Origin of the sequence: Enterobacter sp. 200527-13 (genome assembly GCF_027924865.1) — a bacterium.
Lineage (GTDB): Bacteria > Pseudomonadota > Gammaproteobacteria > Enterobacterales > Enterobacteriaceae > Enterobacter > Enterobacter ludwigii.
The window spans coordinates 227,057-240,419 of the sequence record NZ_BSCM01000003.1 but is presented as its reverse complement, the minus strand read 5'-3'; the positions used below and the strand labels follow the sequence as shown (position 1 = coordinate 240,419).

Below are 13,363 nucleotides of genomic sequence, written 5' to 3'. Positions count from 1 at the left end.
AATGAAAACAGGAAAGCAGAGGTGGGGCAACGAATTCCCGTTACGCTCGGCAATATTGCGCCGCTGGCGTTAAAGCCGTTTCGCGCAGGCCCGCTTGCGCTGGTGTGTGAAGGTGGCGGACAGCGCGGCATTTTTACGGCCGGTGTGCTGGACGAGTTTATGCGCGCGCAATTCAACCCGTTTGACCTGTACTTCGGGACCTCTGCCGGGGCGCAAAACCTCTCTGCTTATGTCTGTAACCAGCCCGGCTACGCGCGAAAAGTGATCATGCGCTACACCACGGCGAAAGAATTTTTCAACCCGGTGCGCTTTGTGCGCGGCGGGAACCTGATTGACCTCGACTGGCTACTGGATTCGACCTCAAGCCAGATGCCGCTGGCAATGGATACGGCGGCGCGCCTGTTCGACAGCGGAAAAGAGTTCTGGATGTGCGCCAGCCGTGGTGATGACTACACGCCGGGCTATTTCTCTCCTCAAAAAGAGAACTGGCTGGATATCATTCGCGCCTCCAGCGCCATTCCCGGTTTCTATCGTTCCGGCGCGCTGCTGGACGGCATCAGCTATCTGGACGGCGGCATCAGTGACGCGGTGCCGGTACAGGAAGCTGCGCGACGCGGGGCAAACACCATTGTGGTGATCCGCACCGTACCGTCGCAAATGTACTATACCCCGCAATGGTTTAAACGCATGGAGCGCTGGTTAGGCGACAGCAGCCTGCAACACCTGGTCAACATCGCGAAGCAGCATGAAACGACCTACGGCGCTATGCAGCGCTTTATTGAAAAACCGCCGGGTAAGCTGCGTATATTTGAAATTTACCCGCCTAAACCGCTGGTCAGCATGGCGCTGGGCAGCCGCGTTCCTGCGCTGCGTACCGATTATAAAACGGGGCGTCTGTGCGGGCGTTACTTCCTGGCGACAATAGGCAAACTGCTGGCTGAACAACCGCCTATACATCGTCATAAAGCCATTATTACCCCACCGGCGGTGGTGGCGAATGATGCGCTGGCGATGCCGCTGGTGGATGCTCCGCAGGCGAATGACGCATTGTTAGATAATGAGGATCTGGCGTGACGTACCGGTTTATCGATACCCACTGTCATTTTGATTTTCCACCGTTTACGGGGGATGAAGAGCAAAGCATCACGCGAGCTGCACAAGCCGGCGTAGAGGCGATAATTGTGCCGGCGGTTGAAGCGGCATACTTTGAGCGGGTACTGGATCTCTCAAGGCGGCACCAGGCGCTGTACGCCGCGCTCGGCCTGCATCCCATTGTGATTGAACACCATCTTGATGAGCATATCGACGCGCTGGACGCCATTGTGCAGACGGCTGGCGACAAACTTGTCGCCATCGGTGAGATCGGCCTCGATCTCTATCGCGACGATCCGCAGTTTGCGCGCCAGCAGACGATCCTTGATGCGCAGCTGCGGCTGGCGAAGCGCCACGATCTGCCGGTGATCCTTCACTCCCGCCGAACCCATGACAAACTGGCAATGCATCTGAAGCGTATCGATCTTCCGCGAAGGGGCGTTGTGCACGGCTTTTCAGGGAGCCTGCAGCAGGCGCAGCGCTTTATTGCGCTGGGCTATAAAATTGGCGTCGGGGGTACCATCACCTATCCACGCGCCAGTAAAACCCGCGATGTGATGGCGCAGCTGCCGCTCGAAGCATTATTACTGGAAACCGACGCGCCGGATATGCCGCTCAACGGTTTTCAGGGGCAGCCAAATCGCCCGGAGCAGGCCGCTCGGGTCTTTGACACGCTCTGTGAGCTGCGCGAGGAGCCGGAAGAAGTGATTGCGCATGCCCTGCTGGAGAATACCCGCGCGGTATTTGGTATTACGTTATAGATAAAGCGCCGGTCGGATCACCACGATTTGCTGTTGTTCCAGCGCCCGCGCCAGCGGCTCAATATCTTCGGGCGTGGCGCTGCGCCAGGACGCCGCTTCACCGTAAACGCCGTGAGCATGAAAGGCGTTAATGCGTACCGGGACATTGCCCAACGCGTGGATAAACGCCGTCAGTGCTTTGAGATGCTCCAGATAATCACACTGCTCCGGGATCACCAGTAATCGCAGTTCCGCCAGCCGCTGGTGGTGTGCCAGCCAGCGGATACTGTGCTTAATCTGCGGATTTTCGCGTCCGGTCAGGAAGCGATGGTGTTCGTTCCCCCAGGCCTTCAAATCCACCATTGCCCCGTCGAATACCGGCAGCAGTTTTTGCCAGCCGGTTTCCCCTAACAGACCGTTGCTGTCCACCAGGCACGTCAGGTGTTGCAGGGCGGGATCGGCTTTGATCGCCGTGAAGAGCGCCACCAGGAACGGTAGCTGCGTTGTCGCTTCACCGCCGCTCACGGTAATGCCTTCAATAAAGGGTGCGGATTTAGAGAGCTGAGTGAGGATCTCGTCGACGCTAAAACGGTGCGCCATTGGCGTTGCCTGCTGCTGGCACAACTGCAGGCAGGTATCACACTGCTGACACTGACTCTCCTGCCACCAGACCCGCCCGGCCTGTATATTCAGTGCATCGTGCGGACAGTGGGGTACGCAGTCGCCGCAGTCGTTGCATCGTCCGATGGTCCACGGATTGTGGCAGGTTTTGCAGCGCAGGTTGCAGCCCTGGAGAAACAGAGCCAGGCGGCTGCCCGGCCCGTCCACGCAGGAGAAGGGGATCACCTGACTAACTAAAGCGCATCTGCTGTTCATGGCTTATCACGCGTGGCTGGCGCTCCAGGATGCGGGTGTGTCGGGCGGCTTCTTCTCCAAGCCAGGTGGTGTTAGTGCGTGACCCTGTTTCACGGTATTTCTCCAGGTCGGACAACCGCACCATATATCCGGTCACGCGTACCAGATCGTTACCGGCCACGTTGGCGGTGAACTCCCGCATTCCCGCGTTGAACGCACCCAGACACAGTTGCACCACAGCCTGCGGGTTGCGTTTGACCGTCTCGTCCAGCGTCAGGATGTCGCTAATCCCGGCGTGATAGTGCTTGTGGTGTGGCGCCACGCTCAGCAGGTGGCTAATCGGGTCCGGCTCCTCCCCGTAAGGCAACCGCGCGCCCGGCGTCGTACCGATATCAGAGCTTATTCCGGACTGGGCATGCAGCATCGCACGCTGTTTCCAGCCGTATTTCACCGGTGTGCTTTCAACAAACGCCGCGAGCTGCTCGCTGATGCGATATCCCAGCGCGTTGGCCTGTTCGTCTTTACCGTAACGGCCCGGTGACCCCGCTTTCTCGCACAGCACGTTCACCGCTTCGGCCAGGCCGTACATGCCGAACATCGGCACAAAGCGGTCGGGATCAATCAGCCCCTCTTTGACGAGGAAGCTATTCTCAAAGAAGCCGGATTTTTGATACAGGAACTCGCAGCGGGCATTGATGACGGCCAGTTGCTGCTGGCAGTAGTGGGGCAACGTACGGGTAAAAAAGTCTTCGGGCGAGTCGCTATGTTCGGCAATGGCCTTCAGGTTCAGGCGCACCAGCGTGCTGCCGCCGCCTGCCAGCGGCAGGGAGTTGTAACAACTCACGATGCCATAACGGCCTTTTGTGAAAATTTTATCATTCACTGGGCCGTTAGAAATATGGGGTTTGCTGCATTCACAGAGATTTTCGGCCACCCTGAGCAGCAGCGAATCTGGCGTGATATCGGGATCATAAATAAAGGTCAGATTCGGTGCGACCTGCTTCAGCTCTGCATCAGCGCGTAAAATCGCGCGGGTAACGGGCGTGTCCGCCGGGCCAATATTGGCATGCATAAACGCATCCGGAAGCGTTCTGTCGAGATAGCGCCAGAAACGTTTTATTCGGCTATCGATTTCTTCTTGTGTTAGAATCCTAACATACGGTTGCAGTAATGCATCAAGAGGACCGAGGAAGACCGGCATCGATGTGACAGAAGGAACATGGTGGTACAGGATGGTCAGCAGTGAGAGCGCGTCATCCAGATCCTTTGCCCCTTCCAGTTCCAGCCATGCCGAGCCGTTGGCGAGGAATCTGGCGTAATCAGGCAGAACATAGCGCGGTTTATAAGGCGCATGGCCTTCGAACATGTCGCAGATAAATCCCTCTTCCAGCGCGGTGCGAGCGGCCTGAGGCAGCGCGGGGTAGGGAAGATTGTTCTCCGCCTCCAGCGCCAGAAAATGACGTTTTTGCTCGGGGGTCAATACCGGGCTTGTCACAATTTTCAGGCAACGTTGTTGCAGTGCGTGAGGGCTGGCGTGGGACATATTCGCTTCCTTTATGGTTCTGCGGATGATGACCGAATTGTAGGAAGTCATCCCGGAGGGACTTTTGATCCCACACCGGGTATCGCTGCTTTAATCAGCAGCGACAGCAGTAAAATTTGAAGTTCATCTCATTACAATAATGCAAATTTGTACGCAGTTTTCATTAACTGTGATGAATGTCGAAGTGTAAGTGCGGCTGGATGTTAGAATAGTCACAGACCGCAAGGTAAAATTTATACGGCGATGCCGTTGGAGAATGTTATGACCGATTTAACTGCAAGCAGCCTGCGCGCGTTGAAACTGATGGACCTGACCACTCTGAATGATGACGACACCAATGAGAAAGTCATCGCCCTGTGCCATCAGGCGAAAACGCCCGTCGGGAACACTGCAGCCGTCTGTATCTACCCGCGCTTTATCCCCATTGCCCGTAAGACGCTGAAAGAGCAGGGCACGCCGGATGTACGCATTGCAACCGTGACTAACTTCCCGCACGGCAATGACGACATCGAGATTGCGCTGGCTGAAACTCGCGCGGCCATCGCGTACGGTGCTGACGAAGTGGACGTGGTATTCCCGTACCGTGCGCTGATCGCCGGTAACGAGCAGGTTGGTTTTGACCTGGTGAAAGCGTGTAAAGACGCTTGTGCTGCGGCAAACGTGCTGCTGAAAGTGATCATCGAAACCGGTGAGCTGAAAGAAGAAGCGCTGATCCGTAAAGCGTCTGAAATCTCCATCAACGCGGGTGCGGATTTCATCAAAACCTCTACCGGTAAAGTGCCGGTGAACGCAACGCCGGAAAGCGCGCGCATCATGATGGAAGTGATCCGTGATATGGGCGTGGAAAAAACCGTAGGCTTCAAACCTGCGGGCGGCGTGCGCACGGCAGAAGATGCGCAGCAGTTCCTGGCGATTGCCGACGAACTGTTTGGCCCGGCGTGGGCGGATTCCCGTCACTATCGCTTTGGTGCATCCAGCCTGCTGGCGAGCCTGCTGAAAGCGCTGGGTCACGGCGACGGTAAGAGCGCAAGCAGCTACTGATTTTTATCCTGCGGCGGGCCATCCGCCGCATTTAACCTGTTTTCTCGGGGGTTACCGTGTTTCTCGCACAAGAAATTATTCGTAAAAAACGTGATGGTCATGCATTAAGCGACGAAGAGATCCGCTTCTTTATCAATGGCATTCGTGATAACACCATCTCTGAAGGGCAGATTGCTGCTCTGGCGATGACCATTTTCTTCCACGATATGTCGATGCCTGAGCGTGTATCGCTGACCATGGCGATGCGAGATTCAGGAACCGTTCTGGACTGGAAAAGCCTGAACCTCAACGGCCCGATTGTGGATAAACACTCAACCGGCGGTGTTGGTGACGTGACGTCATTGATGCTGGGCCCAATGGTGGCGGCCTGTGGTGGTTATATCCCCATGATCTCCGGGCGTGGCCTGGGACATACCGGCGGTACGCTCGACAAACTGGAAGCCATCCCGGGCTTCGATATCTTCCCGGATGACCATCGCTTCCGCGACATTATTAAAGACGTTGGTGTGGCGATTATCGGCCAGACCAGCTCTCTTGCTCCTGCCGACAAGCGCTTCTACGCGACCCGCGATATCACCGCGACCGTTGACTCTATTCCCCTGATTACCGCCTCTATCCTCGCCAAGAAACTGGCGGAAGGCCTGGATGCGCTGGTCATGGATGTGAAAGTGGGCAGCGGCGCCTTTATGCCGACCTATGAGCTTTCCGCGGCGCTGGCAGAAGCCATTGTGGGCGTCTCCAACGGTGCGGGCGTGCGTACTACCGCCCTGCTGACGGACATGAACCAGGTGCTGGCGTCCAGCGCAGGCAACGCCGTGGAAGTGCGTGAAGCCGTGCAGTTCCTCACCGGTGAATACCGGAACCCGCGTCTGCTCGATGTCACCATGGCCCTGTGCGTGGAGATGCTGATCTCCGGCAAGCTCGCCAGCGATGATGCCGACGCACGCGCCAAACTTCAGGCGGTGCTGGATAACGGCAAAGCGGCAGAGATCTTCGGCCGCATGGTAGCAGCGCAGAAAGGCCCGACCGACTTCGTGGAACACTACGCGAAATACCTGCCAACGGCGACGCTCAGCAAAGCGGTCTACGCCGATACCGAAGGCTTTGTCTCGGCGATGGATACGCGCGCGCTCGGCATGGCGGTCGTGTCGATGGGCGGCGGTCGTCGTCAGGCCTCGGACACCATTGATTACAGCGTCGGCTTTACCGATATGGCGCGTCTGGGTGACAGCGTCGATGGTCAACGTCCGCTGGCCGTGATCCACGCGAAAGATGAAGCCAGCTGGCAGGAAGCGGCGAAGGCGGTGAAAGCGGCCATTACGCTTGATGATAAAGCACCGCAAAGCACACCGACTGTCTATCGCCGTATCACCGAATAGCGGTATACTGATCTGATCAATAATTTTTGAAGCACTACGTACGGAGAACAATTATGAAACGTGCATTTATTATGGTGCTGGACTCATTCGGCATCGGCGCAACCGAAGATGCAGAACGTTTTGGTGACGTGGGTTCCGATACCATGGGTCACATCGCTGAAGCCTGTGCGAAAGGCGAAGCGGACAACGGTCGTAAAGGCCCTCTGACTCTGCCAAACCTGACCCGTCTGGGTCTGGTGAAAGCCCATGAAGGTTCTACCGGTAAAATTGCAGCCGGTATGGACGGCAATGCGGAAGTGGTAGGCGCGTACGCCTGGGCGCACGAGCTCTCTTCCGGTAAAGATACCCCGTCTGGCCACTGGGAAATCGCCGGCGTGCCGGTTCTCTTCGACTGGGGTTACTTCTCCGATCACGAGAACAGCTTCCCGCAGGAGCTGCTGGACAAGCTGGTCAAGCGTGCCAATCTGCCGGGCTACCTCGGTAACTGCCACTCTTCCGGTACCGTGATTCTGGACGAACTCGGTGAAGAGCACATGAAAACCGGCAAGCCGATTTTCTACACCTCTGCCGACTCCGTGTTCCAGATTGCCTGCCACGAAGAGACCTTTGGCCTGGATAAGCTTTACGAGCTGTGCGAAATCGCACGTGAAGAGCTGACCGAAGGCGGCTATAACATCGGTCGCGTGATTGCTCGTCCGTTTATCGGTGATAAAGCGGGTAACTTCCAGCGTACCGGTAACCGTCATGACCTGGCCGTTGAGCCACCGGCACCGACCGTACTGCAGAAGCTGGTTGACGAGAAAGACGGCCACGTGGTGTCCGTGGGGAAAATTGCAGACATCTATGCCAACTGCGGTATCACCAAAAAAGTGAAAGCCACCGGTCTGGATGCGCTGTTTGACGCCACCATCAAAGAGATGAAAGAAGCGGGTGACAAGACTATCGTCTTCACCAACTTCGTGGACTTCGACTCCTCCTGGGGCCACCGTCGTGACGTGGCCGGTTATGCCGCGGGACTGGAACTGTTTGACCGCCGTTTGCCGGAGCTGATGGAGCTGGTGGGTGAAGATGACATTCTGATCCTGACCGCCGACCACGGCTGCGACCCAACCTGGACCGGTACCGACCACACGCGCGAGCACATTCCTGTGCTGGTGTACGGCCCAAAAGTGAAACCTGGCTCACTGGGCCACCGTGAAACCTTCGCCGATATCGGTCAGACTATTGCGAAATACTTTGGTACGTCCGACATGGAATATGGCAAGGCCATGTTCTAAACACATCCGGGCGTATCCCCTCTCCCTCCGGGAGAGGGAGAACACCATGCAGGCCGGGCAGGCGCCGCCGCCACCCGGCAAAAACACGATAAAAGGAACTGAAGATGGCAACTCCTCACATTAATGCCGAAATGGGTGATTTCGCTGACGTCGTATTGATGCCGGGCGACCCGCTGCGCGCGAAGCACATTGCAGAAACTTTCCTCGAAGACGTGCGTGAAGTGAACAACGTTCGCGGCATGCTGGGCTTCACCGGTACGTACAAAGGCCGCAAAATCTCCGTGATGGGTCACGGTATGGGTATCCCATCCTGCTCCATCTACACCAAAGAGCTGATCACCGATTTCGGCGTGAAGAAAATCATTCGCGTAGGCTCCTGCGGTGCAGTACGTATGGACGTTAAGCTGCGTGATGTGGTTATCGGCATGGGCGCGTGCACGGACTCTAAAGTTAACCGTATGCGTTTCAAAGACCATGACTTTGCCGCCATCGCTGACTTCGGCATGGTGCGTAACGCGGTTGATGCCGCAAAAGCGCTGGGCGTAGACGCACGCGTGGGTAACCTGTTCTCTGCTGACCTGTTCTATGCACCAGACGGCGGCGAGATGTTCGACGTGATGGAAAAGTACGGCATCCTGGGTGTGGAAATGGAAGCGGCAGGGATCTACGGTGTCGCGGCTGAGTTTGGCGCGAAAGCACTGACCATCTGCACCGTGTCTGACCATATCCGTACGCACGAGCAGACGACCGCTGCTGAGCGTCAGACCACCTTCAACGACATGATCAAAATCGCGCTGGAATCCGTTCTGCTGGGCGACAAAGAGTAATGTTGTACTGCCGGGCGGCGTCCGCTGCCCGGCATGCTCTTCCCGGTTACAAATACACCACGCTGATGGTCGCCTGACCGTCAAACTCCGTATCTTCCGTTAAAGACAGATTCTTCAGATTCTCGACCGCCAGCGACACGTTCAGCGGGAAAGAGACGCTGGTGACCGCCATTGGGTCGTTTTTGCCCGCCGGTGCAACGCTCATCAGACCCAAATCTTTATTGACGATGGTACCACCGTTGGCTTTCTGCCAGCGGCTCACGCCCGCTCCCGCGGTCACGGCCGTACGGATAGGCTCAGCGTTATTGCCGTTCGCCGTCACATCGCCTGGCGTGGTGTAGATGGAGTACGCGCCGATGTTTTTACCATCGTGCGTTTTGCCCAGCCCAAAGGTGTTCATCGCACCGCGAAGCTCACCGCCGTTAGCATTGGCGTTTTTCACCTTCAGGTTACTGCTGCCCGTGCTGGCGTTGGAATCGGTACGGTTATCCGCAATGCTCCAGCCCACCTTTGTTGGCGTTGGGCAGTTGATCGTCAGCATCACCCCTTTTTCGCCCAGCTGCGTAGCCTGGGTTTGCGACAAATCGCCAATATGAATCCTGCCAAAATCGATCACGCCATTATTGCTCAGCTCCGGTACACACGAGGCACCGGCAAGCGAGGCTTTGACTTTCAGCACGGCGGTATCGCCCGCGTGTGCGGATGTGGCCGCCAGGGCCAGCGCGACAACGAGTAAACATTTTTTCATTGTTAATCCTTAACATAAATAAAAAGCATGACATTGCGGGGTATTAACCCCTCAGTATTGGTAACGGTAGTGCTTTTCTACGCTTCACGCAGGCAGGTACCTGACGCGTGAATGGGGTTATTCCTGTGTTAATAATTCCCAGGCCATATTGCTCTCAAGAAGGGTATTGTCAGCAACATGACGAAGCTGGCTGTTATTAATGACGGGAACAATCTTAAGGGTGAAGCTCATGTGTTTACCCCGCACCGGCACGGCATTTTGCCGGGCAACGAGACCTTCATTATTTTTGATAAACGCGCGTTGCGTCGGGCTGGAGGAGGGCGTAAAACCGATACGGTCCGTCGTTTTCGCCAGCGTGCAGGCATGCCCGTCAACCACCATATTGTCGGCAATAATGGCCAGTCGCCCGTCCTGACCAAAGAGAACCCCCCCGTTGACGCCGGCAGTGGACTGCAGAAACAAGGCCATCACTCTCGGCTCCGGGCAGAAGACGTTGGCCGTAATTTCTTTGGCCGGCATCCGGTTCCAGTTCTTCTGCGAGGCGGCGATATCCGACGGTTTGAGTTTTCCAAACGAGACAACAGGCTGCGAAAACGTAACCTGACACTCTTCACTGGACGCGCGTGCGGAGAAGAGCAAAATCATGCTGGCAAACGCCGCGAATAAAAGGGAATAACAGGTTTTCACTGGCACATTCCTTCTGCTTTTTCGTAATAGGACTCGGTATTTTTGTCTTCGCTGAGCGAATACGTGATGTGGCAAATTTTTGCCATGTTGTCGTCCACCACATACAGGGCGGGCGCATCCGTGGCGTCGGGAATAAACACGCTGCCGTTATCCATTACGCTCACGATATAACGGCTGTCTTTATCCACCACGCTAAGCCCTCTGGCGAGCCATGACCCGTCAGGGCGTTTCACGCTCAGCATTAGACGACGCGTGTTCAGCACGTGGAAATCCACCTGCGCGAATGAGCCGTAAGCTGCAGAAACGGTCTGTATCCCGTTCGATAAATCCATTCCCTGTGGCAGGGAGCTGGCATCAATGACAATCTGAGAGGTTTGCCACTCGCGCAGACCCGGCACCACGGCTTGTCCCCACGCATCGGTCCAGACGGTTCCATCGGGCGTGGTGATTTGAATACCGCTTTCCGGCTCGCTTAATCGCGCAATGCCAAAGGTGTCTTTAATCGGGTAGGGTGCAAACGTAATGCCATGACCATGCAGGGCGATGCCGCCGCTGAGGGAGGTGCTGTAATTATGCTGGTTCCCGTCATTCAGCCCTGCGGCCATGCCCAGCGGTGCGTAGTGCAGGTTGGTGCTGACATTGCCGTTAAACGACTGGGTCTTGTCCTGATTATCGCGATCGACCGAGAGGTTGTAATTGGTGTTCTGACCCCACGATCCGCTGTCCTGAATACCGAGGTTTTGTTTTTCACCCTGGCTGCGCATATAGGTACTGATGCGCTCAGTACCAAACGGAATGACCAGATTAAGATAGAGCAGGTCGCCATCACTTGTGCCGCCCTGCTCCGTCTCACTGCTGCTGAGGGCGTGCTGCCAGTTCACTGAGAGCGACGTGTGCCCCAGACTCTTGCCCCAGGAGACCATCAGGTAGCGGGAGCTACTGCTCTCTTCATCCCCGGCATTCTCGCTGTACTGGAATGAAAGCGAGCCAACCCACGCGTTGTTCCAGTTGAGGCTGGTATTCCAGGCGCTTTGATAGCGCTGGGATTCAGCGTCCATCGCCTCGTTTAACTCCCGGTAGCCGGTGCTGTAGGTTGATGCGCTGACCCCAAGCGTGAGTTGCTCGGGCAGGGAAAGGTGACTTTGCAATTCTATTTTGCGGCCATTTTGTTGACCGTAGAACTGCGCGCGGCTCATCTGAACGCTGGGAGAGAGCAGCCAGTACTCGGCTGGCGACCATTCCAGCATCGCCCCGAGGGCCTGATACTGCTCTGCCAGCACGCCCGCCGTGACGCCGGTGAGCTGGGGCGTAAACCGGGTTCCGTCAGAAAAATTAAATACCCAGGGCGACCCCTGTTCATCCCCGGTATCGCGAACTTTACCCAACGAGACGCTGAGCCCTTCGGTGCGCGTCATCCCGCTCACGTTCAGTGAGGAGGAAGGAACCGTAAACGTCGTGGTGGAACCGTCGGTTTCGACCACGCTGATGTCCAAATCCACGTTGCCACGCACCACCGGGACATCGGTCAGAGTAAACGGACCGGCATTCACCAGCGAAGAGTAGATAACCTGCCCGGACTGACGAACGTCAACGCGCGCCTGGTTGGTGCGGGCGATGCCGGAAATGGTCGTCGCCGGAATATTCGGTTGCAGGCCCGTTTCCGGCATGAACTGTACGCCATTAATTTGTGCGCCACTGAACAGCGCCGAGTTGACGTTAATCTGCCCCGCCTGAATGCGAAGTTTCCGTTCTTCGAAGACGTGTTCCGCGTAGGTATAGAGATTCTCTGTGCTGCGGGTTCCGTTATCGTCGGTCAGGATAAAGTTGCTGCGCAGCGTCCAGTTCGCCACGTTGAGACCGGCGCCAATATTGCCCTGGGAAAAGGTACTGTTTCCGCCGCTGCCGTACTCGTTGTAGTTGCTGAACGCACTGTAATTGATAAGACCCGCCGCACCGCCGTGCGCGTAGTATTTCGCGGCATAAAAACCATTGTCCATCGCCTCTGCGGGAACATAAATCTCAAGCGACTCCGCGTTGGGCAGCAGCGTGACGGTGGCCGTCGGGTAATCTTGCAGAAGATTATGGCAGGGCTCTTTTGCATCGATATTCAGCGGAAGAAGACCTGCCGCACGGGTAAAGTCATCATCCAGACACAGTTGCCCTTCCTCTCCCACGCGGATCGCAAGCGTGCCTTTATCGACGCCGTTAATTTTTACCTGCACGGCATGCGGCCCCGGCAGGTATCGCTGGGCCTGGGAGAAGTAGTGGGCGAGGTTGGTGCTGATACCGCGGGTCGCCAGAATATCGGTATTAAAATCCATACCGGCCGCCGATACCGACTGGGCGGGCAATGTCAAAGCCCCCAGTATGGCGGCGCGAAGCGTCTGATTACGCAAAGAGAACTCAATCACCAAAACATCCCTGTCTTACTGGCGCGTCAGGGAAGCGGTAAAGCTCTCAACTTCAATCCCGTAGCGGCTGGCCGGATTGAACTCAATGGCGTTATCGGTGCCGTTAACCGGGGTGTCGGTCTGCACCGTCATGGTCTCTCCCGGCAGGATAAACGTCTTGTTGACCAGACCTTCCGTATGCGAAGGCAGTAAGGTGACAGAGGTGGAGAAACGGACCACGTAGGCGGACGGATTCTGCACCTTGACCTCTTTCCCGGTGACTGACCAGGTCAGTAATTTCCAGGCGTCGGTGACCACCGGCAGATCTTTGGGATGGATCAGGACCGGTAAATCCTGACGCAGGTTGATCCCGACCTTCACGTTTTTATCCGTGCTCTTGGGCGGAATACCTTCGAACACCACGCGTTTGTACTGTTCAACGCTAAGCGGTTTGTCGGTTTCAAGAATAAAGCGAACCTGTTGCTCCTGGCCTGGCTCGAGGCGCACCACCGGCTGGGTGACGTTGAGTTTTACCCCCTGGTCGCCCCCGATATCCCGGATGGAGGTATAAAGCAGGGTGGGAATGCTGTCGGTGTTTTTCACGCTCATGACGCCGCCGTGGTTCGCTTCGTCAATCAGCAGCAGGGTGGTTTCAGGCACCATTCCGGCGGCAAAAAGCGAAGCCGGAAGGGCGAGGCACAGTGAGCAGATCAAACGTGTTGATGTGTGGATCGTAGACATAGTGGGTTTCATTCGCTGGTCAGGAAAAAAACTCCCCATGTAA

12 protein-coding genes are annotated in these 13,363 nt (G+C 56.5%); 6 read left to right on the top strand and 6 right to left on the bottom strand.

What is annotated here, in order from left to right; all coding sequences use genetic code 11:
• Positions 1–21: 21 nt before the first annotated feature.
• Positions 22–1,074 carry a patatin family protein gene (locus tag QMG44_RS13200; protein ID WP_020885286.1) on the top strand — a complete coding sequence of 351 codons (1,053 nt, stop codon included), beginning with the start codon at positions 22–24 and terminating at the stop codon, positions 1,072–1,074.
• On the top strand, positions 1,071–1,853 hold the full coding sequence (locus QMG44_RS13195; protein ID WP_047356946.1) for a TatD family hydrolase: 783 nt from the start codon (positions 1,071–1,073) through the stop codon (positions 1,851–1,853). The genes QMG44_RS13200 and QMG44_RS13195 overlap by 4 nt, the downstream gene beginning before the upstream one ends.
• On the opposite strand, the gene QMG44_RS13190 is transcribed toward QMG44_RS13195, so the two are convergent.
• Positions 1,848–2,708 carry a YjjW family glycine radical enzyme activase gene (locus QMG44_RS13190; RefSeq protein WP_020885284.1) on the bottom strand — a complete coding sequence of 287 codons (861 nt, stop codon included), beginning with the start codon at positions 2,706–2,708 and terminating at the stop codon, positions 1,848–1,850. The two genes, QMG44_RS13195 and QMG44_RS13190, sit on opposite strands and share 6 nt — an antisense overlap.
• Complete coding sequence (locus QMG44_RS13185; protein WP_086533222.1) at positions 2,683–4,230, bottom strand: YjjI family glycine radical enzyme; 1,548 nt, start codon at positions 4,228–4,230, stop codon at positions 2,683–2,685. Before QMG44_RS13185 ends, QMG44_RS13190 begins: the two co-directional genes overlap by 26 nt.
• A gap of 261 nt (positions 4,231–4,491) precedes the next feature.
• Between QMG44_RS13185 and deoC the strand changes: the two genes are divergently transcribed.
• The 4 genes from deoC to deoD all read left to right on the top strand — a co-directional run bounded on the left by deoC (position 4,492) and on the right by deoD (position 8,754).
• Complete coding sequence (deoC, locus tag QMG44_RS13180) at positions 4,492–5,271, top strand: deoxyribose-phosphate aldolase (protein WP_020885282.1); 780 nt, start codon at positions 4,492–4,494, stop codon at positions 5,269–5,271.
• Between the two features lie 56 nt (positions 5,272–5,327).
• Positions 5,328–6,650 (top strand): thymidine phosphorylase, encoded by a 1,323-nt coding sequence (gene deoA / locus QMG44_RS13175; RefSeq protein WP_014168528.1) that lies wholly within the window; start codon positions 5,328–5,330, stop codon positions 6,648–6,650.
• Positions 6,651–6,703: 53 nt separating this feature from the next.
• Positions 6,704–7,927: a phosphopentomutase gene (deoB, locus tag QMG44_RS13170; RefSeq protein WP_020885280.1), complete on the top strand. Its 1,224-nt coding sequence runs from the start codon at positions 6,704–6,706 to the stop codon at positions 7,925–7,927.
• Positions 7,928–8,031: 104 nt separating this feature from the next.
• Positions 8,032–8,754, top strand: a complete 723-nt coding sequence (deoD, locus tag QMG44_RS13165) for a purine-nucleoside phosphorylase (protein WP_013095492.1) — start codon at positions 8,032–8,034, stop codon at positions 8,752–8,754.
• Positions 8,755–8,800: 46 nt separating this feature from the next.
• On the opposite strand, the gene QMG44_RS13160 is transcribed toward deoD, so the two are convergent.
• The 4 genes from QMG44_RS13160 to QMG44_RS13145 all read right to left on the bottom strand — a co-directional run bounded on the left by QMG44_RS13160 (position 8,801) and on the right by QMG44_RS13145 (position 13,320).
• The gene (locus QMG44_RS13160) at positions 8,801–9,502 is read right to left on the bottom strand and encodes a DUF1120 domain-containing protein (RefSeq protein WP_086533223.1); all 702 of its coding nucleotides are present in this window, start codon (positions 9,500–9,502) and stop codon (positions 8,801–8,803) included.
• Between the two features lie 117 nt (positions 9,503–9,619).
• Entirely contained in the window at positions 9,620–10,189 is a 570-nt protein-coding gene (locus tag QMG44_RS13155; RefSeq protein WP_223398459.1) for a hypothetical protein, read from the bottom strand.
• Positions 10,186–12,600 (bottom strand): fimbrial biogenesis usher protein, encoded by a 2,415-nt coding sequence (locus tag QMG44_RS13150; protein ID WP_281853100.1) that lies wholly within the window; start codon positions 12,598–12,600, stop codon positions 10,186–10,188. The genes QMG44_RS13155 and QMG44_RS13150 overlap by 4 nt, the downstream gene beginning before the upstream one ends.
• 15 nt (positions 12,601–12,615) lie before the next feature.
• Complete coding sequence (locus QMG44_RS13145) at positions 12,616–13,320, bottom strand: fimbria/pilus chaperone family protein (protein ID WP_044867940.1); 705 nt, start codon at positions 13,318–13,320, stop codon at positions 12,616–12,618.
• Positions 13,321–13,363 lie beyond the last annotated feature (43 nt).